General features: G+C 70.8%; 18 protein-coding genes and 1 pseudogene. 17 read left to right on the top strand and 2 right to left on the bottom strand.

Going from position 1 to position 19,094, the window contains the following annotated elements; translation table 11 throughout:
• Positions 1–64: 64 nt before the first annotated feature.
• Positions 65–325, top strand: a pseudogene (locus E6O51_RS22490) (methyl-accepting chemotaxis protein); the annotation flags it as partial.
• Entirely contained in the window at positions 323–745 is a 423-nt protein-coding gene (locus E6O51_RS22485; protein ID WP_408003399.1) for a CZB domain-containing protein, read from the top strand. The pseudogene E6O51_RS22490 and the gene E6O51_RS22485, both read left to right, overlap by 3 nt.
• Before the next feature lie 178 nt (positions 746–923).
• Here the strand turns inward: E6O51_RS22485 and E6O51_RS06970 are convergent, their stop codons facing one another.
• Both E6O51_RS06970 and E6O51_RS06965 read right to left on the bottom strand, forming a co-directional pair.
• Positions 924–1,487 (bottom strand): hypothetical protein, encoded by a 564-nt coding sequence (locus tag E6O51_RS06970; RefSeq protein ID WP_136384246.1) that lies wholly within the window; start codon positions 1,485–1,487, stop codon positions 924–926.
• A gap of 177 nt (positions 1,488–1,664) precedes the next feature.
• Positions 1,665–2,408 carry a TIGR01458 family HAD-type hydrolase gene (locus E6O51_RS06965; RefSeq protein ID WP_136384245.1) on the bottom strand — a complete coding sequence of 248 codons (744 nt, stop codon included), beginning with the start codon at positions 2,406–2,408 and terminating at the stop codon, positions 1,665–1,667.
• A 163-nt stretch (positions 2,409–2,571) separates the two neighbouring features.
• Here E6O51_RS06965 and E6O51_RS06960 point away from each other — a divergent pair, with 163 nt between their 5' ends.
• From E6O51_RS06960 to E6O51_RS06890, 15 genes are all read left to right on the top strand, one after another.
• Positions 2,572–3,051 (top strand): YbhB/YbcL family Raf kinase inhibitor-like protein, encoded by a 480-nt coding sequence (locus E6O51_RS06960; protein WP_136384244.1) that lies wholly within the window; start codon positions 2,572–2,574, stop codon positions 3,049–3,051.
• Between the two features lie 212 nt (positions 3,052–3,263).
• Complete coding sequence (locus E6O51_RS06955) at positions 3,264–3,536, top strand: hypothetical protein (protein WP_211091344.1); 273 nt, start codon at positions 3,264–3,266, stop codon at positions 3,534–3,536.
• 163 nt (positions 3,537–3,699) lie between these two features.
• On the top strand, positions 3,700–4,695 hold the full coding sequence (locus E6O51_RS06950; RefSeq protein ID WP_136384243.1) for a prepilin-type N-terminal cleavage/methylation domain-containing protein: 996 nt from the start codon (positions 3,700–3,702) through the stop codon (positions 4,693–4,695).
• A gap of 121 nt (positions 4,696–4,816) precedes the next feature.
• Positions 4,817–5,719: a type II secretion system protein gene (locus E6O51_RS06945; protein ID WP_168735208.1), complete on the top strand. Its 903-nt coding sequence runs from the start codon at positions 4,817–4,819 to the stop codon at positions 5,717–5,719.
• A gap of 8 nt (positions 5,720–5,727) precedes the next feature.
• Positions 5,728–6,222, top strand: coding sequence for a hypothetical protein (locus E6O51_RS06940; protein WP_136384241.1), 495 nt, complete (start codon positions 5,728–5,730; stop codon positions 6,220–6,222).
• An 8-nt stretch (positions 6,223–6,230) separates the two neighbouring features.
• Positions 6,231–7,286, top strand: coding sequence for a type II secretion system protein (locus tag E6O51_RS06935; protein ID WP_136384240.1), 1,056 nt, complete (start codon positions 6,231–6,233; stop codon positions 7,284–7,286).
• The gene (locus tag E6O51_RS06930; RefSeq protein WP_136384239.1) at positions 7,283–9,055 is read left to right on the top strand and encodes a hypothetical protein; all 1,773 of its coding nucleotides are present in this window, start codon (positions 7,283–7,285) and stop codon (positions 9,053–9,055) included. The genes E6O51_RS06935 and E6O51_RS06930 overlap by 4 nt, the downstream gene beginning before the upstream one ends.
• Positions 9,052–9,747, top strand: a complete 696-nt coding sequence (locus E6O51_RS06925; RefSeq protein WP_136384238.1) for a hypothetical protein — start codon at positions 9,052–9,054, stop codon at positions 9,745–9,747. The genes E6O51_RS06930 and E6O51_RS06925 overlap by 4 nt, the downstream gene beginning before the upstream one ends.
• 11 nt (positions 9,748–9,758) lie before the next feature.
• A complete protein-coding gene (locus tag E6O51_RS06920; RefSeq protein WP_136384237.1) occupies positions 9,759–10,877 on the top strand; it encodes a type IV pilus twitching motility protein PilT in 1,119 nt (372 codons plus the stop codon).
• Positions 10,864–12,486: a GspE/PulE family protein gene (locus tag E6O51_RS06915; RefSeq protein ID WP_136384236.1), complete on the top strand. Its 1,623-nt coding sequence runs from the start codon at positions 10,864–10,866 to the stop codon at positions 12,484–12,486. The genes E6O51_RS06920 and E6O51_RS06915 overlap by 14 nt, the downstream gene beginning before the upstream one ends.
• A complete protein-coding gene (locus E6O51_RS06910; protein WP_136384235.1) occupies positions 12,483–13,718 on the top strand; it encodes a type II secretion system F family protein in 1,236 nt (411 codons plus the stop codon). Before E6O51_RS06915 ends, E6O51_RS06910 begins: the two co-directional genes overlap by 4 nt.
• Before the next feature lie 5 nt (positions 13,719–13,723).
• Positions 13,724–14,185: a hypothetical protein gene (locus tag E6O51_RS06905; RefSeq protein ID WP_136384234.1), complete on the top strand. Its 462-nt coding sequence runs from the start codon at positions 13,724–13,726 to the stop codon at positions 14,183–14,185.
• A 5-nt stretch (positions 14,186–14,190) separates the two neighbouring features.
• The gene (locus E6O51_RS06900; RefSeq protein ID WP_136384233.1) at positions 14,191–16,395 is read left to right on the top strand and encodes a DUF3438 family protein; all 2,205 of its coding nucleotides are present in this window, start codon (positions 14,191–14,193) and stop codon (positions 16,393–16,395) included.
• Positions 16,392–17,576 (top strand): outer membrane beta-barrel protein, encoded by a 1,185-nt coding sequence (locus tag E6O51_RS06895; protein WP_136384232.1) that lies wholly within the window; start codon positions 16,392–16,394, stop codon positions 17,574–17,576. The genes E6O51_RS06900 and E6O51_RS06895 overlap by 4 nt, the downstream gene beginning before the upstream one ends.
• Positions 17,577–17,605: 29 nt before the next feature.
• Positions 17,606–19,093, top strand: coding sequence for a di-heme oxidoreductase family protein (locus E6O51_RS06890; RefSeq protein ID WP_136384231.1), 1,488 nt, complete (start codon positions 17,606–17,608; stop codon positions 19,091–19,093).
• Position 19,094: the final 1 nt, after the last annotated feature.

Here is a 19,094-nt window from a genome sequence, read left to right as displayed (position 1 = left end):
AAGCCAGCAGACCACCTCCGCCGTGGTGTCGCTGAGCGAGCGCACCACCGAGATCGGCAGTTTCCTGGAGATGATCCGTGAGATCGCCGACCAGACCAACCTGCTGGCGCTCAACGCCGCCATCGAGGCCGCCCGCGCCGGCGAGGCCGGCCGCGGCTTCGCCGTGGTGGCCGACGAGGTGCGCAAGCTGGCCGAACGCACCACCCAGGCCACCGCCCAGATCGCCGGCCTGGTCGGCAGCGTGCATGGCGAGACCGAGCGCGTCATGGCGCAGCTCGACGTCAGCCCCGAACAGATCACCGGCTTCACCCGCGACAGCGAAGTGGCACACGCCAGCATCGACACCCTGCGGCAGATCTCCGGCACGCTGGGCCGGGCCGTTTCCTCGGTGGCGCTGGCAAGCTTCGTCGAAACGGCCAAGATCGACCATCTGGTCTACAAGATGGAGATCTACAAGGTACTGATGGGGCTCAGCCAGAAAGGCGAATCCGACTTCGCCAGCCACCTCCACTGCCGGCTGGGCAAGTGGTACTACGAAGGCGACGGCCGCGACAGCTTCTCCGGCCTGCCCGGCTACCGCGAACTCGAACCCCACCATGCGGCGGTGCATGCGAGCGGCGTCGAAGCCGTGCGCACCCACCAGGGCGGCAACCCGGAAGCGGCCGCCCGTGCGCTGGCGGAGATGGAGAGCGCCAGCCTGAAAGTGATCGAGATTCTCGAACGCATGGCACGCGCGGCGCCCTGAGCGCCCCGCCGCGGGCGGCGGCTAGGGGACGTTCATTCCGCCGGACACTTGCCCGCCGCTCGGGATCGGACGCAGCGGCTCGTCTGCGGCATCAACGCAACCCATGAATCTTGGCGCTCAGCCCACCATGCGAGAGATCAAGAGCTTGGTACGAAGAACTTTTTGCCAGCAAAAAGAACTACGGTGGCGAACTGCCTTGATAGCCCCAGCCAGACGCCTCGAGATAGTCCTTGGATTGCGTGTTCGTGAAGTCAATCATCATGGTGAGAATTTGCAGAGGGTCCGTTCCTTTTGCCGTTTCAGATTCATAGATCGCACGTCGCTGCGCATCGATTGCGGCTGCTTCACTATTGAATCTGGCTTTGAATTCGTCATCGATGATTCGTCCGGAGGTCGCTAGCGTTCTCACTTCTTCGCCACCTCCAGTGTTACTGATGTCGTATATGATTCCACTTGGCGCATATGCGATATCGCTTGCTATCTTCTCGGCACTTTGACGGCTCGAACTGGCCGCCATGATCAGCCTCTCCTGAGCCGGGGTTCTGGGCTGCGTCGCATTATTTCCGCTTGCAGCGAGTTTTTTTCCGGCACTGGATAGGGTCACCTGCTCGGTAGTATTTGCCGAGGCTGAATTCTTCGACAGATTGGCAGGCACGGCCTTCGTAACGTCGTTGCTCTGTTGCAGAGCAATCTTGCTGGATGCGCTGTAGGCCTGCACGCCATAGCCAGATTGGATGAACATATTGCTCTCCTTTCAGATGAACTGATGCAATCTAGCAATAGTCATGCCGTTTATGATCATTGTTTAGCGTACTCAATATATCTGGCATTGACACCACCAATGCACTGACACTTGTTCGGCATTTCTTGCCGGTTCGGCTCTTTTTGCCGGATCAACTAACTACGATGCCCGTAACACCTACGGTTCCAGCCCGGCCGCCGACGCCAGCACGCGGAAGTCGCCTTCGATGCGGCCCTCGTCGCCCGGGCGGTACTTGCCGGTGCGCACCAGACAGGCCTGCAGCCCGGCCTGCAGGGCGCCCTCGATGTCGCCGAACACGTCGTCGCCCACCATCAGGCACTGGGCCGGCTGCAGGCCGGTGGAGCGCACCACCTCCGCGAAGAAGGCCGCGCTCGGCTTGCCCATGATCACCGCCTGCCGCCCCGCAGCCCATTCCAGCGCATGCACGAAGGCGCCGGCGTCCAGCTTGATGCCCTCGCCGTCGTGGTAGTAGCGGTTGTAGCCGATGCCCACCAGGGTTGCGCCCGCCAGCACCAGTTCGAAGGCGCGGTTCAGGTTGGCGTAGCTGAGGTCGTCGCCCGCGTCGCCCAGCACCACGCAGTCGGGATCGTCCCGGGGGATGCCGTCGAATTCGTGCGCCACGTTGGGCGACAGCAGCAGGTACGGCCGATGACCCCGGCTGCGCACCCATTGCGCAGCGGCGCCTGGCGCGGTGAACAGCTCGTCGTGGGCCACCTCCACGCCCATGCCGGCGAGCAGGGCCAGGAGGTAGTCGCGGGACTGGCTCGCAGTGTTGGTCAGGAAGCGCACCGCAAAGCCGCGGGCACGCAGCGCATTGACGCGCTCGACCACGCCGGGTATCGGCTGCACGCCGCTGTAGATCACCCCACTGAGATCGAAGAACAAGGCCTGCACCTGCATCTGCCGCTCCGGAAACTGCGCCCGCCTTCCCCGCTCGGCGCCCGACGCGATGATAGATCGGGCACGCCCGCCTTGCGCACGGGCGTGCGCCCTGCTATCCGGTAAGGACCGCTCCGCCGCTGCGGAACGGACCGCAACGTGCCGCCACGGAGAACGAATGGACATGAGCACGATGACGCTGAGTTCGCCGGCCTTCGCCGCCGGTGCCGCCATCCCGCCCCAGCACACCTGCGACGGGCGCGACAGCTCGCCGCCGCTGTCCTGGACCGCACCGCCGGCGGGTGCCCGCAGCCTGGTGCTGATCGTGGACGACCCGGACGCCCCCGACCCCGAGGCGCCGAAGATGACCTGGGTGCACTGGCTGCTCTACAACCTGCCCGCCGTGGCCGGCGCCCTGCCCGCCGGACTGCCGCCGGCCGCGCTGCCCGCAGGCACGCTGCAAGGCCTCAACGACTGGGGGCGCACCGGCTACGGCGGCCCTTGTCCGCCCATCGGCCGCCATCGCTACTTCTTCAAGCTGTACGCGCTGGATACGCTGCTGCCCGATCTCGGCAAGCCGGACAAGGCCGCGCTGGAACGCGCCATGCAAGGCCACGTGCTGGCGCATACGGAACTGGTCGGGCTGTATCGGCGCACCCGCTGACCCGCGGCTTCCTACTTTCGATGCATCCCGGCAACACGCCGGATCGCGGCATGCGCATCGTCTGCAATGCCTTTTCTTCCGTGAAGAAATGCACACTGCGCTCGAAAAATACCCCTTCTTTTGATATTGACGCTTTGTTGAGAACGAGTATCATTCATCATGACCTACGGTATAGGATATTTCCTATAGTCCTAATGACAGGGAGGTCAAGCATGGTGCAAGCATCGGTCCCGACCGGGCAGATCAAGGTCGTGGACAAGCTGGTCAGTCTGTATCAGGAGGCTTTCGATCACGAAGGTTTCGCGGAGATCAGGATCGAAATCCGCATTCTTCGCCGCGGACAGAAGGAAGTGATCCTGCACTGCGGCAAGCAGTATCGTTTCACCGTCGATTCGGCGCCGCTCCAGCGGTCGCTGTTTCGCCGCATCCACGACTTCCTGATGCAGGAAGTCGGCACCGTCGGCGGCAGGGCCACGCCCACCTGACCTGCGGTGCGGAACACGCATCACGGTGGCGACGCGGCGTCGCACCATCGCCGGCCCAGCGGCCGGACATCAGGCAGTACCCGCAGCACCCCGCATCATCCGTAACGCCTTCTGTTCCTGTGGCTGGAAACAAGGCAACTCTCATCAAGTTCAAGGAGTTGCTATGTCTATCGCCCAATTGTTCGGCTTCAAGTCCGACAAGCACGTCGCCGCCAAACTGGCCGCCGTCGAAACCCATCAAGTCTCCGGCAAGCTGCGCAGCCGCCTGGCCGCGCTGAAGAAGAAGGAAGGCGGCTTCACGCTGCTCGAACTTCTGGTCGTGGTCGCCATCCTCGCCGCCGTGGCCGGCACCGCCACCATCATCCTGCGCGACACCGACCGCCAGGCCTCCGCCGCCGCCCACGTGGCGATGATGGACGAGTTGTCCAAGGGCATCCTGACCTACCGCGTGCTGAACAACGGCCAGTACCCGGACAACTTCGACTCGCTGTTCGTGGCCGCCGCCGCCGACCTCACCACCATCACGGACAAGGACACCAACGTCTCCGGGGTCGTCAACGTCGATCTGGCCGAGCCGCTGGAAGTGGCCACACTGACCGAGGCGGAGGCCGACCGCCTGAACGAGTACGGCATCACGCAACTGCGCGTGATCGGCTCGGGCATCGCCCACGGCGCGTTCAACTGCGCGGGCACCTACGCCCAGGCGGTCGCGGAGCCGTCCACCCTGCCGGCCGACGGCATCCGGGCGCTGATCAACAGCCGCTCCAACGACGTCACCAACAGCAACATCTTCCGCCCGGCCGGCGCCAACGGTTGCGGCCTCGATGCCAGCGCGCCCATCGTGGACGCCGCCAAGGTGCTGGTATGGGATACCTCCGACCAGGGCAACGCCGACCGCATCAAGGTGCCGCTGAACACCACCGTGTACGCCTTCGGCATCGGCCCGGATTCCACGCTGTTCGACCCGCAGACCCGCGGCGCGCTGAACAACACGCCCACCTACCGCCACGTGACGCAGGACGAGTACAACCGCTTCGTCGGCCTGTTCGGCGTCAATGAGACCACCGACGAGATCGAACTGATCGCCGTCGTCGATGGCGCCGGCGACACCAAGGACGAAGAGCTGGGCGAATGGGACGGCACCCGCAGCACGCTCTAAGCGCCTGATCACCCGAGCCACCGGCCACGCGGCCGGCCTCGGGCCGGCGGACACCCCCGTCACCCCTTGTACGGGCGGTGTCCGCCCCCCCTGCTTCCCCCTGTTTCCTGCCGCGAGCGCCATGCCCCGTCACGCCGCCGTCCTGCCGCCTTCGTCCGCCCTGGTTCAGCGCGGACTGACGCTGGGCGAGATGCTCGTCGTGATCGCCATCGTCGCGGCGCTGGCCAGCGTGGCCTGGGGCCACTACGCTACCTTGGCGCGCACCGAGGCCGACCGCCTCGCCCGCGTCCAGCTCGACCAGATCGCCCGCGCCCTGCGCGCCTTCCATGCCGACACGGGCCACTGGCCTGGGGAAGGCCCCTTCGCCCTGGCACCTTCCGGCGGCATCGAAAGCCCGAACGCCGGCGGCGGCTACGACTGCACCGGCATCCCGTCCGACGGCGGCCTGACGGCCCGCGCGGGCCTGCCAGACATCCACCTGCCCGGCGGCTCCGTGGACCTGGAAGGCTGGCGCGATAACTGGTTCGCCCATCCGGCCAATCTCGGCCAACTGTTTGCCCGCCCGCAGCTCTGCACCAACCACCCCCTCGGCCGCCTCATGCACTGGGACGCGGAAGCGCAACGCGGCTGGCGCGGCCCTTACCTGGACGCGGCCAAGCTGCTGCGCGTGGATGCCGGCCACGACGGCACCGGGCTGGAGCAGGCGCCCATGCAGCGCAACCTGCCCAACGTGCCGGCCGGCGCCCCGCTGCCGCCCCTGCCGCCGTGCGCCACGGCCGCCGCGGAATGCGCCTTCCGCTGGCGCAGCGTGGACAGCCTGTCCGCCGGCTACGACGCCGGGCGCGACCAGTTCTCCGCCCTCGGCCGCCCGGTGTTCTATTTCCGCCCCACCGCCACCACCCCCGCCCGCATCGCCCACGCCGGCGCGGACGGGCGCTTCGGCGGATTCGCCGTGGACGCGCCGTGCCAGCCCGACCTGTCGGCCGCACACGGTGCCGACGACCTCGTGTTCTGCCTGGACTGATGCATCCCATGAAGCCCTTCCACCCCTTCATCGCCCGCCTCGCCCGCATCCTCCTGCTGCTGGCGGTGCCGGTTGCCGCGCTTTTCCATTCACCCGGCCCCGCCGCCGCACAGGACGGCACGCAGGCCGGCTATCGCCCGGTGGATCTGAAAGAGTTCGTGGACGGCAGCCGCACCGAAATCGCCGGCCAGCGCATCGTGCTGCGCCCGGAGAACGTCAGCTTCGTCGCCGTCCTGGAAGACCCGCCCGCCCCCCAGCGCGCGGAATACCTCACCAGCGTGCTGCACATGATGCAGGCCAGCGAAGTGCCCGAAGTGCGCCAGCGCATCGTGCTCAGGTACGGCGACGAACGCTTCCTCACCGCCTACATCGAGGCCGGCGTGGCCCGGCGCCTGGCGGAGACCGCCAAGGTGGGCGAACGCCGCCGCTTCTACGCCCTGCACGTGTACAACTACTCGAAGGGGCCGGCGCTGCTGATCACTTCCTTCGGCGACGCGGAATAGGGCCGGCCATGCCGCGCAGCGCAGGTTTCACGCTGATCGAGATGCTGGTCGTGGTCGCCCTGCTGTCGGGCACTGCGCTGATGGCCTTCTCCCTCGTCGGCGAGCGGGACGAGCACGTGCGCACCGAAGACAGCCACGCCCGCCTGGCGGCCATCGTCAACGCCGTGCGCGGCCATCCCGCGCCGGTATGGCAGGGCGAGATGCGCCTGTCCGGCTTCGTCGCCGACAACGGCCGCCTGCCCGCCTCCCTGCGCGAACTGAGCGCCCGCGACGAACTGGTCGATGCGGACGAGCTGGCCGGCACCGAGAGCCTCGCCACCGCCTCCGGCCTGCTGCACGGCCATCGCCTGCGCAGCCCGCGCTTCGCCCCCCAGACCGACGCCGACGGCTGGGCGCAGGCCTCGCCCGCCCCGGTGGTGCTCGACGGCGTACACGAGAAGCTGTGGAAGGGCCTGCGGCGCTACCTGGAAAGCCGCCTGGGTTCGTCCGTGTTCCGCGACGGCTGGGGCAACGTCGCCGCCAGCGCGGGGGAGGACGCGCTGAACTTCGGCTGGCTGCTGCAACTGCCGTCCGCGTCCGAGCAGCCCTGGCAGGTCGCCTCCGGCGGTCCCGCCAACGCCACCGCCGCGCCCCCGGCAGACGCCCCGCGCCGCAGCGTGGCCGCGGACGACTGGAGCGTGGACATCGCCGGCTGGAGCATCGCCGTGCGCAACCGGCTCGGCAGCGATCTGGACTACGCCTCCCTGGGTGGCCAGTTGCACGCCTCCCTGCTGGTGTACCAGAACGATGCCGGCGGCGCGCGCTGGCGGCGCCTGAGCAGCAGCGCCATCGGCGCCCTGGCCGACGGCGACACGGCCATCCTGACCTTCGCCGCTGTCCCCCTTCCCCCCTCCTCCACCCGCGTGCCCCAGGGCGAACACCTGCTGCTGCTGGTCATCGACCCGGACGGCACGCCCCACAACGGCGACGAGCAGCCCTACGTCATCGGCACCGGGCGGCAGAGCCGCAAGGTCGTGCTGTTCGCCGGCGCCACGCCGCCCGCCGTGGAGATGGTGCTGCGATGAGGATGCCGCGCCCCGCCGCCCTCGCCCTGCGCAAGCCCAAGGCCGCGCCCCGCCGCGGGCGCCGCCGGCAGGCGGACGCCGCGCAGCCCGATCTGTACACCCGTTTGTTCGTCCCCCGCCTGCTGCTCATCGAAGCGGACGCCTTCGGCGTGCGCGCCGCGGTTGCCGAGCGCCGCCGCGAATGGCGGCTCGGCCGGCAGGCGCACAGCCGCCATTACCGTCCCGCCGAGGCGCTGGCGGAGATCACGACCGAACTGGGGCCGCACCTGCCCGGCAACGCCCTGCTGCTCACCAGCGCCGCGCTGGCCCTGCTCGCCGACCTGCCGGTGGACCCGGCCCGCCCCCGCCCGCCGGCGCAGATGCGGGAGATGGTGCGCTACGAGAGCGAACCGCTGGTTTCCCAGCACAACAATCTGTGGACCATGGGCGAAGTGCTCGCCGCCCTCGGCCTGCTGGACGGCGCCCGGCGCCGCGAGGTGGCCGTGGCGCTGGAAACCCGCCGCATGGACGATGCGGGGCAGAGCGTGCGCTTCGGCGAGATGGCGGGCGAACTGGGCTTCGTCGCCCCCGAGCGGATCGAAGACGCCATCCTGCGCCAGCACTGGCAGTTGCTGCCGGAAAACGAACTGGTGCACGCCTGGCGCGCCCAGCCCGGCACCGTGCCGCCCGGCGAGGACTGGCCGCGCTGGCGCGCCGCCGTGTGCGCGGAAGTCCTGCGCGACACCTGGTACGCCGCGCTGCGGGAACAGGGCCTGCGCCTGCGCGGCATCGTGCCCTCCGCCGGCCTGGCCGGGCATCCGCCGGCCGGCGCCGCCCAGGCCGGCGTCCGCCTGGTGGTGGAAATCCGCCCGGAACAGATCGTGTGCACCCGCCACCACGGCGCCCGGACCACCGGCATGACCGGCGAAGCGCGCATGGAGCGGCCGGTCGCCGCGGACTGGATCGCCGAACTGCTGGGCCCCTGGCTGAGCGAACAGCCGGAGGCGCTGGACCTGGTGGTCGAGGACCGCGACACCGACGCCGAGCGCCTGGCCGCGCAACTGGAAGGACAGTGCCACTGCCCGGTACAGGTGCTGGCCGACGGCGCCGCCGCCGCGGCCGAACTGCGTTTCCGCGCCGTGCTGGCCGAGCAGGACCTGGACCGGAGCGAACGCCGCCTGCTCGTCCTGCCGCCGCGCCAGGCCTCCGCCCCGCCGTGGAAGACCCGCGGCGGACGCGCGGCCCTCGCCCTGGGCGCCGTGCTGCTGGGCATCGCGCTGTGGGAAGGGCGCGCGCAGTACCGCATCCACACCTATGAACGGCAGGCCGTCCAGATCCGCGACGGCCTGCGCCAGCGCAGCGAGAACCCGGAACAGGCCATGGACGCCGAGGCGCGCCGCCTGGAAGCGCAGGTCGCCGAGGTGCAGACCGAACTCTCCCAGGTGCTCAGCGAAGCCGAGCGGCTGGACACCATCGCCCGGCGCAGCCAGGCCCTGCCTGCCATCATCCGCCTGCTCGGCCGCGTCATCGGGCCGGAGGTGGTGCTCGACGGCCTGGAGGAAGGCGCCTCGCCCAACCAGGAGATCGGCATCCGCGTGCGGGCCTGGTCGGTCAGCGACGCGCTGGCCCAGCGCTTCGCCAGCAACGTGCAGCAATCGGCCCGCGGCCTGGGGCTGAGCGTGGCCCAGGTGGACCTGCACGCGGCCGTCGGGCGCACCGGCGGCAACGGCTACGCCATCTCCTTCTGGCTCATCCCCCTGCCGCCGGACGACGGCCTGGAGCAGCGATGAAGACCCCGGCCTTCCTGCAGCCCCTGCACGCCGCCTGGCACAAGATGCCGGCCGCGGAGCGCCGCCGCGCCGTCATCGCCGCGGTGCTGCTGAGCCTGGGCGGCTACGCGGCCTTCCACGCCCTGGTGACCACGCCGCGCCTGGTGGCCGCGCGGCACAACCTGGGGCGCGTGGAGCAGCTCGCGGAAAAGTCCAGGACGGCGGCCCCCGCCCCCACGGCCCCGCGCCGCAGCCAGAAGACCCCGGCGCAACTGGCGCGCGACCTGGCCCTGCTGCAGGACAAGCTCACCAGCCAGCGCGCCCGCCTCATCAGCCTGCAGCAGCGCTTCGCGCGCCTGGACCAACTGGAAGAACACCAGACGCTGCGCCTGGGCCTGACCGAACTGGCCAACAGCGCCGACATCGAGGTGGTGTCGCTGGAGAACAAGGGCCTGCGGCGGGAGGACCAGCGCCTCATGCCCACCCTGGAACGCCTGCGCGAGATGGCCGCCAAGAACGTCTTCCGCCGCCCGCTGCTGCGCCTGACCGCCCGCGCCTCCTACCGCGGGCTGATGGATTTCCTCGACGGCCTGGCCCGCCTGCCCCACGTGGTCAGCCCGGTGTGGATCAAGGTGGAGGTCCGGACCGACGCCACCGCCGACGAGCCGGCCACCATGCAGTGGCTGGACCTGACCCTGGACCTGGCCCTGTAGGCGCGCCGCCCATGCACGACTCCGCCCCCGCCCTCGACGACTTCAACGCCCTGCTCGACCAGGCCGTGGCCGCCGGCGCCTCGGACCTGCACCTGGCCGCCGGGCGCGTGCCCCTGCTGCGCGTGCACGGCGACCTGCAGGCGCTGGACCGCCCGCCCTGGCCGGCGGCGGCCATGGAGGCGCTGCGCACGCACTTCGCCCACGGCGGGCGCGGCGCGGAATGGGCGCGCAACGGCTCGCTGGACGCGGGCCACACCACCCCCGGCGGCGAACGCTTCCGCCTCAACCTGTTCCGCGGCCTGGGGCGCGAGGGCCTGGTGGCCCGCCATCTGGACAACCGCTTCCGCACCATGGCGCAACTGGGCCTGCCCGAGCGCCTGCACGAACTGTCCCACCTGCGCGACGGCCTGGTGCTGGTCACCGGCGCCACCGGCTCGGGCAAGAGCACCACGCTGGCGAGCCTCATCGACGCCATCAACCGCCACTACCCCTACCACATCCTCACCATCGAGGACCCGGTGGAGTTCGTCCACGAACCGGCGCGTGCCGCCGTCACCCACCGGGAGCTGCACACCGACGTGCCGGACTTCGCCAGCGCGGTGCGCGCCGGCCTGCGGGAGGACCCGGACGTGATCCTGATCGGCGAACTGCGCGACCTGGAAACCATGGGCGCCGCCATCACCGCCGCCGAGACCGGCCACCTGGTGTTCAGCTCGCTGCACACCGCCGACACCGTGGGCACCGTGGAACGGCTCACCGGCGTGTTCCCCGGCGACGAGCAGGAGGCCATCCGCTACCGCCTGTCCCTGACCCTGCGCGCGGTGGTGTCCCAGCGCCTGGTGCGCCGCCGCGACGGCGCCGGGCGCGCGCCCCTGGTGGAAATACTCATCGTCACCGCCGCCGTCTCCAACCTGATCGCCACCGGCCGCACCAAGCAGATCTATTCGGCCATCGAAGGCGGCGGCGGACTGGGCATGCAGACCTTCGACCAGTCCCTGGCCGGCGCGGTGCGCAGCGGCGTGCTGCGCGCCGAGGATGCGCGCGCCATGGCACGCGACGGCCAGGCCTTCGACAAGCTGGTGGCGCGCGCCGCCCCGCGCACGACGGGAGGGCTCCGTGGCAGTCAGTGAGACCGCGCTGATCAACGCCGGCCTGCAGGCCGGCCTGTTCGACGCCGAACTGGTGGCGCGCCTGCGCCCGCTGGCGCGCAGCCAGCGCATGACGCTGCTCGACGCCCTCACCCGCGAACTGCGCATGCCCGCCGCGGCCCTGTGGCACGCGCTGGCCGAAGCGCGCGGTCTGCCCTTCGTGCGCCTGGCCGACGCGGCGCCGGCCGGCGACCTGATCGCGCGCATGCCGCCCGCCCTGCTGCAGAACCACCGCATGCTGCCCATGCGCCGCGGCGACGGCAGCACGCTGCTGGCGACGGGCGACCCGGACGAGCATGGCGGCCGGCAGGCCGCGGCGCGGGCCCTGGGCGAGCAACTGCCCGTCGCGCTGATGGACCCGGACGAACTGGCCGAGCTGATCCGCCAGGAAACCGGCCGCCTGCCGGCCGCCGCCGGGCGCCCGGGCGGGGACGAACCGGTGGCCCTCTTCGACCGCCTGCTCAAGGACGCCTGGCTGCGCCGCGCCTCCGACATCCACGTGGAGGCGCAGCGCAGCGGCTACGCCATCCGCCTGCGGGTGGACGGCGTCATGCAGCCCTGGGGCGGCAGCCTGCCGCGGCCGCTGGGCGAAGGGCTGGTAAGCCGCATCAAGGTGCTCGCCGACATGGACATCTCCGAGACCCGCGCCACCCAGGACGGCGGCCTGACCCACCACGTGGCCGGCTGGGAGGGCGAGGCGGTGGAGATGCGCGTGGCCAGCATCCCCACGCGCTGGGGCGAGCGCCTGACCCTGCGCATCCTGAAAAGCGACGCCGGCCCGCTCAAGCTGGACGCGCTGGGCATGCCGCCGGCCATGCTGGAGAACTTCCGCCGCATGATCGACCGCCCCCACGGCATCATCCTGGTCACCGGCCCCACCGGCAGCGGCAAGTCCACCACGCTGTACGCCGCCCTGCGCGAGCTGGACGGCGCGCGCCTGAACATCCTCACCGTGGAAGACCCGATCGAGCAGAACATCGACGGCATCTCCCAGGTCCAGGTCAGCGTCAAGGTGGGCTTCGCCGACGCCCTGCGCAGCTTCCTGCGCCACGACCCGGACATCATCCTGGTGGGCGAGATCCGCGACATCGACACCGCCGACACCGCGCTCAAGGCCTCCACCACCGGCCACCTGGTGTTCAGCACCCTGCACACCAATTCCGCCCTGGGCGCGGTGGCGCGCCTGGCCGACATCGGCTGCGAGCGCTTCCTGCTGGCCGACACCCTGACCGGCGTGATCGCCCAGCGCCTGGTGCGCCGCCTGTGCCCGCGCTGCCGCAAGGCGGTGGCGGCGGACGCCCGCGCCCGCCGCCTGCTCGGCCTGGCGGAGGACGCCGAAGCCACGCTGTACGAACCCGCGGGCTGCGCGAGCTGCCTGGGCTCGGGCTACCGCGGGCGCACCGGGGTGTTCGAGGCCCTGTGGATGGACGAGGCGCTGGCCGCCGCGATCAACACCGGCGCCAACGAGGGCGAACTGCGCCGCCACGCCGCCCACTGGTCGCGCCTGGCCGAGGACGCGCGCGCCAAGGTGCTGGCCGGCGAGACCAGCCTGGCCGAGGTGCGGGCGCTGATCGGGGGAGAACCCGCGTGAGCGTGTACGGCTACATCGCCCTGGACGGCTACGGCATCGAGCAGCGCGGCGCCATCGAGGCCCACGACGAACGCGCCGCGCGCACCCTGCTGCGGGAGCAGCGCCTGCGCATCCTGCACCTGCAGGAAGGCGCCCTGCCCGAGGACGACGGCCTGCTGGGGCGCGTGGCGGAATGGCTCGCCCCGGTGCGCCCGCGCAACTGGATGCCGGTGCGGCCCGCCGACCTGGCCTTGATGTTCCGCCAGCTCGGCCTGATGCTGCGCGCCGGCCACACCCTGGTGCACGCCCTGGACGCCTGCGCGCGGCTCACCACCAAGCTGGGCCTGCGCCAGGTGCTGCACCGCCTGGCGGAGGAACTGCGCGGCGGACGCAGCCTGTCGGCGGCCATGAAGGCGGAGGGCAAGCCCTTCACCACGCTGATGGTGAGCCTCATCGACAGCGGCGAGGTATCCGGCGAGCTGGACACGGTGCTCACCCGCATCGCCGACGACATCGAGCGGCGCATCGACGTCAAGCGCCAGTTGATCGCCGCCCTCACCTATCCTTCCATCATCTTCCTCGCCTCCATCGGCGTGGTGACCTATCTGGTGATGGTGGTGATTCCGCGTTTCGCCGCCTTCCTCGAAGGACGCGGCAAGGACATTCCGGCCTCGGCCCGCCTGCTGCTCGATTTTTCCGCCTGGTTCGCCGCCTGGAGCCCGCTGCTGGCCGCCGGACTGGGTGCCGCGCTGACGGGCTTCGCGCTGGCCTACGCCACCCCCGCCGGGCGCCACGCCATCGACCGCGCGGCGCTCTTCGTGCCGGTGCTGGGCGCCACCCTCACCGCGGCCAGCATGGCGCAACTGTCCTGGACGCTGGCCCTGCTGATCCGCAGCGGCAGCACGGTGCTCGAATCCCTGCGCGTCGCCACCCGCATCGTGCCCAACAGCGCCTACGCCGCGGCGCTGGAGCAGGCCGCCGACGGGGTGCTGGGCGGGCGCAGCCTGTCCCACGCGCTGAAGGCCACGCCGGTGCCGCCGCTGATCCGCCACATGGTGGAAGTGGGCGAATCCAGCGGCGAACTGGACCACGTCATGGAGGAGGTCGGCGTGTATTACCGCAAGGAGCTGGACACCAAGGTCAAGCTGATGGCGGCGCTGATCGAGCCGCTGCTCATCGTCTTCGTCGGCACCGTGGTCGGCTTCGTTTACTTCGTGTTCTTCCAGACGCTGATGACGGCGTCCGCAAGGTGATCCAGGTGAGATACGCCGCCACCCTCCCCATCCTGTTCCTCCTGCTCGCGCCGGCCGGGCCGGCCGGCGCGCAGGCATCCGCCGCCGGCACCCCGGCCGACCTTCCGGCCGCGGTCGAGTCCGAACCGGAACGCGATCCTTTCGGGGTCACGCCCGAACTGCGCCAGCGCAGCGGCCAGCGCCAGCGCCTGCCGGGTGCCCACCTGCAGCCGGGCATCACCGGCCGCCTGCCGGACATGACGCTCAAGGCCATCGTCACCGGCAGCCGCGCCTACGCGCTCATTTCCATCGACCAGTCCGCCGGCGGCCGCGGCCGCGGCGCCGTGCGCAGCCGCACCGTGATGCTGCGGGAAGGCGAACTGCTGACCCTGGAAGACGGCACCCTGATCCGCGTCAACAGCATCGGCAGCGACGTGGTTTCGCTGCAGACGGGCACCGATCCCAGCAACGAATTCCTCCTCCGATGATCCGCATGTCCGCGTCCCGCCCCCTCCATCTGCTCGCCGCCGCCCTGCTCGCGCTGGCGCCGCTGCTCGCCACCCCCGCCGCGCCGGCCGAAGACCGGCGCAACACCACGCTGGGCACCATCGACCTGCGCGACGTGCGCATCAACGACGTGATCCGCCTGGTGGCCGAGGCCAGCGGCGTCAACATCGTCGCCACGCAGGACGTCGGCCAGCGCATCGTGTCCCTGTACCTGCGCGACACCACCGCCCACGGCGTGGTGGACACCCTGGCCCGGGTCGGCGGCCTGTGGTACCGCTGGCGGCCCGAATCCAATACCTACCTGCTGATGAGCGCGGCCGAGTACCAGCGCGACGTCGGCGTGCTGCGCGACGAGGAAGCCCGCGTCTTCCGCCTGCGCCACCACAACGTGGTGGCGGCGGCCTACATGCTGGAATCCCTGTTCGGCGAACGCGTGGAACTCTCCGAGCCGACCGAGGAACCGCTGGGCGAGACCCTCGACACCGAAGAACTGCGCCGCAACGATTCGGGCAGCAACAACCGCAGCAGCAACGACAACTGGTCCGGCCGCAACGACAGCAATTCGCGCACCCGCAGCACGGGCACCCGCTCCTCCGCCGGACGGCGCAGCGGCGCGGCGACCGCCGGCCAGCAGGAGGAAGCCGCGCAACTGGTCGCCGAAGCCGGCACCGGCGTGTCGCGCGAGCAGTTGCGCGCCGTGCGCCAGGGGGTCGAGCCGCCCATCTACGTGACCTACAACCGCCTGCACAACCTGCTCGTGGTGCGCACGGGCGACGACCGCGCGCTGCAGCAGATCGCCGAACTGGTCAAGTCCATCGACCTGCCCACCCGCCAGGTATTGCTGGAAATGCGCATCATCGAGGTGCGCCTGGACAACGAATTCCGCCGCGCTTTCGACATGGATCTGTTCTCCGGCAGCGAAACCTCGAGCGGTTCCAGCGCGCAGCCGGTCAACCCCCTGCGCGCCAGCGACACCAGCGGGCCGCGCGTGGTCGCCGGACTGGGCAACTACGCCCTGGACTCCTCTTCCACCGGCCTGTTTCAGATCATCAATTCGCGCATCCGCGCCCGCCTGCAGCTATTGGAGGAAAAGGGCCGCATCCACAACCTGGCGCGTCCCATGGTGCTGGCCTCCAACAACGAACCCGCGCGCCTGTTCATCGGCGAGGAAGTGGTCATGGTGACCGGCGCCACCGCCCAGACCACCACCGGCGTCAACAGCCCCGCGCTGACCACGGTGACGGCGGAGACCGAACAGCGCGACATCGGCACCACCCTGGTCGTACATCCGCGCATCAACGACGACCGCACCGTCACCCTGACCATCGATCAGGAAAGCTCGCGCCGCATCCAGGGCGGCACCAGTATCCCGCTGGCGGTCGGCTCCGGGCAGATCCTCGACTACCCCATCGACACCATGGACACCGCGCACATCCAGGTGGCGGCGCTGGCCAAGGACAAGCTGACCATCGCCGTGGGCGGCATGATCCGCGCGGAAACCACCAAGAGCCGCCAGCAGATTCCCGGCTTCGGCGACATCCCGGTCATCGGCAACCTGTTCTCCCGCGACGTGGAGACCGACGCCCAGCGTGAACTGGTGCTGCTGATCACACCGCACATCCTCGACAACGGCGAGGAAGGCGAGCAGGTCAGCTACCGGCAGATCAGCCCGGCCGCCGAAGCCCAGAGCCGCCTGCTCGATCCGCGCCACGACGCAGCCGCGGACGCGCCGCCCGCACCCGGCGCCGCCCCGGCCGCACCCGGCGCCGCCCCGGCCGCAGCCACGCCCACCGGCCGCACGGACGGCGAAGACCCGACCGCACGCTACATCCGCCTCACCCGCCACGCCCTGCTCGCCCGGCGCGCGCCCGAGGAAGCGGCGCGCACGGCACCGGCCATCGCCGCGCAGGACGTGCCCCAGGGACTGCAGGAACTGTGGCCCGAACCCGGCATACAGGCCGTGGCGCTCGAAGCGTGGCGCGACGGCGGGCTTCACGCCACCGTCGTCCGGCTGGTCAACAACAGCCTGCGCCCGATCGACATCGACCCCACCCGCCTACGCGGCCACTGGCTTGCCGCCACCGCCGAACGGGCGCGCCTTGCGCCGCTGGACGCCGCCGACAGCGCCATGCTGGTGGTCCTGCTGTCCGACCGGCCGTTCGCGCAGGCGCTCGCCGGAGTCCGCCCATGAGGACGCGCCCCCCCTTCCCCACCTTCGCGCTGCTCCTCGCCGGCACCGCTGCCCTGCCGGCCGGGGCCATGCAGATGACCATCTTCGATGCCGGCGGCAAGCACCAGCGCGTCGCCCTCGAAACGGAGCCGGCCCCCTCCGCCACACCCTCCGCGACCCCCGCCCCCAATGCACCGCGGATGACGGTCATGGCGCAAGGCGGCGGCCAGGCCCACCGCAGCGTGGCACTACCGGCGGCCGGGCCGGCCGGCGAGGCGCCGCTGGCCGTCTTCACCGTCGCTGCCCCGGCCCCCGCTGCCGCGGCCGAACCCCCGCGCGGCGTGGAAAGCCGGCTGTACGCCGAGGCCCGCCAGGAGTCCCTCGACTGGCGCATCGGCGTGCCCGGCCAGTCGCCCGACGTGATCTCCGAACTGTCCTGGCGCGGCCTGCGCAGCGCCGGCCTGCGCTGGGAGGGGGCGGTGCCGCTGGGCACGCACTGGGCGGTGGAAGGCGGCCTGGCCTATGCCGAGAGCCTGAGCGGCGAGGTGCGCGATTCCGACTACGAGAGCGACGGCCGGCGCGACCCCTGGTCCGTCAGCGAATCCGACGCCCGCAAGTCGCGCCTGTACGACCTGCACCTGGGCGGGCGCTACCGCATCGGCCTGGCCGTGCCGCGGGGCACCGCGCTGACGCTGCACGGCGGCCTCGCGCTGCACGACCGCCGGCTGCGCATCGGGCGCACCGAGATGATCGTCTCCCGCCCCCCCGCCACCCTGCCGGCCGGCACCACCTTCGACGCCGACAGCCAGTACCGGGTGCGCTGGTACGGCCCCTATGCCGGCCTGGGCGTGCAGTTCGCGCTCGGCCCCGACCTGGACCTGGCCGTGGGCTACCGCCATTCCTGGACGAAGCTCAAGGGCCGCGGCCACTGGGCGCTGCGCAGCGACTTCGCCCAGCCGGACAGTTTCATCCACGAGGCCAACGCCCGCCTGCATGAAATCGACCTGAGCCTGGCCTACCGCTTGGACGGCGGCGGGCAGTTGCTGCTGGGCGCGCACCACCTGCGCAGCGACAGCGACCGGGGCCGGGACGACACCCGCTGGGCGCAGGACGGCGGCATCGGCCTCGGCTCCGCCATCGACCTGAAAGAGCTGCGCTGGCGCTCCACGGCCCTGCGCCTGGGCTACAGCCTGGACTTCTGAACCTCCCTTTCCATCCCGGAGAACGGCACATGACCACATCGAGCATCTCCGCCCCGCCCGGCCCGGCCCGCGCGGGCAGAACCCTCCGCACCACGCTGCTCCTGCTCGCCGGCATCGCCGTCGGCGTGTTCGGCTGGACCCTGTACCGGTCCGCCATCCACCCCCTGTTCGGCTACGGGGACGAAGACATGGGCTGGTTCCGCGATGCCGACCCGCGCGCGCTGGCCGGCGGCGACCTGACCTCCTTCCACAAGGGCTGGCTTCCCTTCGAGCAGGAAGCCCCCAACCTGCCGTGGCAGTTGTCCGCCCAGTTCGACCGGGGCGACGGCCTCTTCGAGCGCAAGTTCGGCTTCCCCGCCGGCTTCCCCGAGCGCATCCCCAAGTACGGCGCGGGGCCGCACTACAACGCCACCTCCTGCGACACCTGCCACGTCAACGACGGCCGTGCCCGCCCGCCCGCCTCGGAGGACGAACCCATGACCGGCATGTTCCTGCGCATGTCGGTGCCCGACGGCCAGGGCGGCTGGAAGGCCCCGGACGGCTACCACGGCCAGTTGCGCGACCGCGGCGCCCCCGGCGTGCGGCCGGAAGGCATCGGCCGCGTGCGCTACGAGGAAATCCCGGGCAGCTTCGCCGACGGCGAGCCCTACACCCTGCTCAAGCCCCATTACCGCGTCGAAGCCCCCGGCTACGGCCCCCTGCCCGACGATCTGATCCTGGAAGCGCGCGTGGCCCCGCCGGTGCACGGCATGGGCCTGCTCGAAGCGATCGCCGAACGGGACATCCTGGCCTACGCGGCCAGCGAGAAGCCCGACGGCGTGAAGGGCAAGCCGAACTGGCTCACCGACCCGGAAACCGGCCGGCGCGTCATGGGGCGCTTCTCGCTGAAGGCCAACCAGCCCTCGCTGCGCGTGCAGAGCGCCGGCGCGTCCTTCGACGACATGGGCGTGACCAGCCCGGTGTTCCCGCGGGAAGGCTGCCTGCCCAACCAGGACGACTGCCTCGCGGCGCCGTCCAACACCTTCCCCGGCGAGCCGGAACTGTCGGAAGAGGAACTCACCGACCTCGCCGTCTACCTGCAACTGCTCGCCGTGCCGGCGCGGCGCAACCTGGACGACCCGCTCGCCACCCGCGGCGAGGCGCTGTTCGCCCAGGCCGGCTGCGCATCCTGCCACGTCCCCACCTGGCAGACCGGCGACGACCACCCCCAGCGCCGCCTGCGCGGGCAGACCATCCACCCCTACACCGACCTGCTGCTGCACGACATGGGGCCGGGCCTGGCCGGCCGCCCGGACCACGAGGCGACCGCCACCGAATGGCGCACCCCGCCGCTGTGGGGCATCGGCCTCACCGAACTCACCAACGGCCACACCCGCTTCCTGCACGACGGCCGCGCCCGCAACCTGGAGGAAGCCATCCTGTGGCACGGCGGCGAAGCGGAAGCCGCGCAGCAGCGCTACCGCCACCTCAGCAAGGAGGAACGCCAGGCCCTGCTGCGCTTCCTCGAATCGATCTGAG

Source organism: Pseudothauera rhizosphaerae, assembly GCF_004801305.1.
In the GTDB taxonomy this organism is placed as follows: domain Bacteria; phylum Pseudomonadota; class Gammaproteobacteria; order Burkholderiales; family Rhodocyclaceae; genus Pseudothauera; species Pseudothauera rhizosphaerae.
This window is presented reverse-complemented; position numbering and strand designations above follow the sequence as displayed.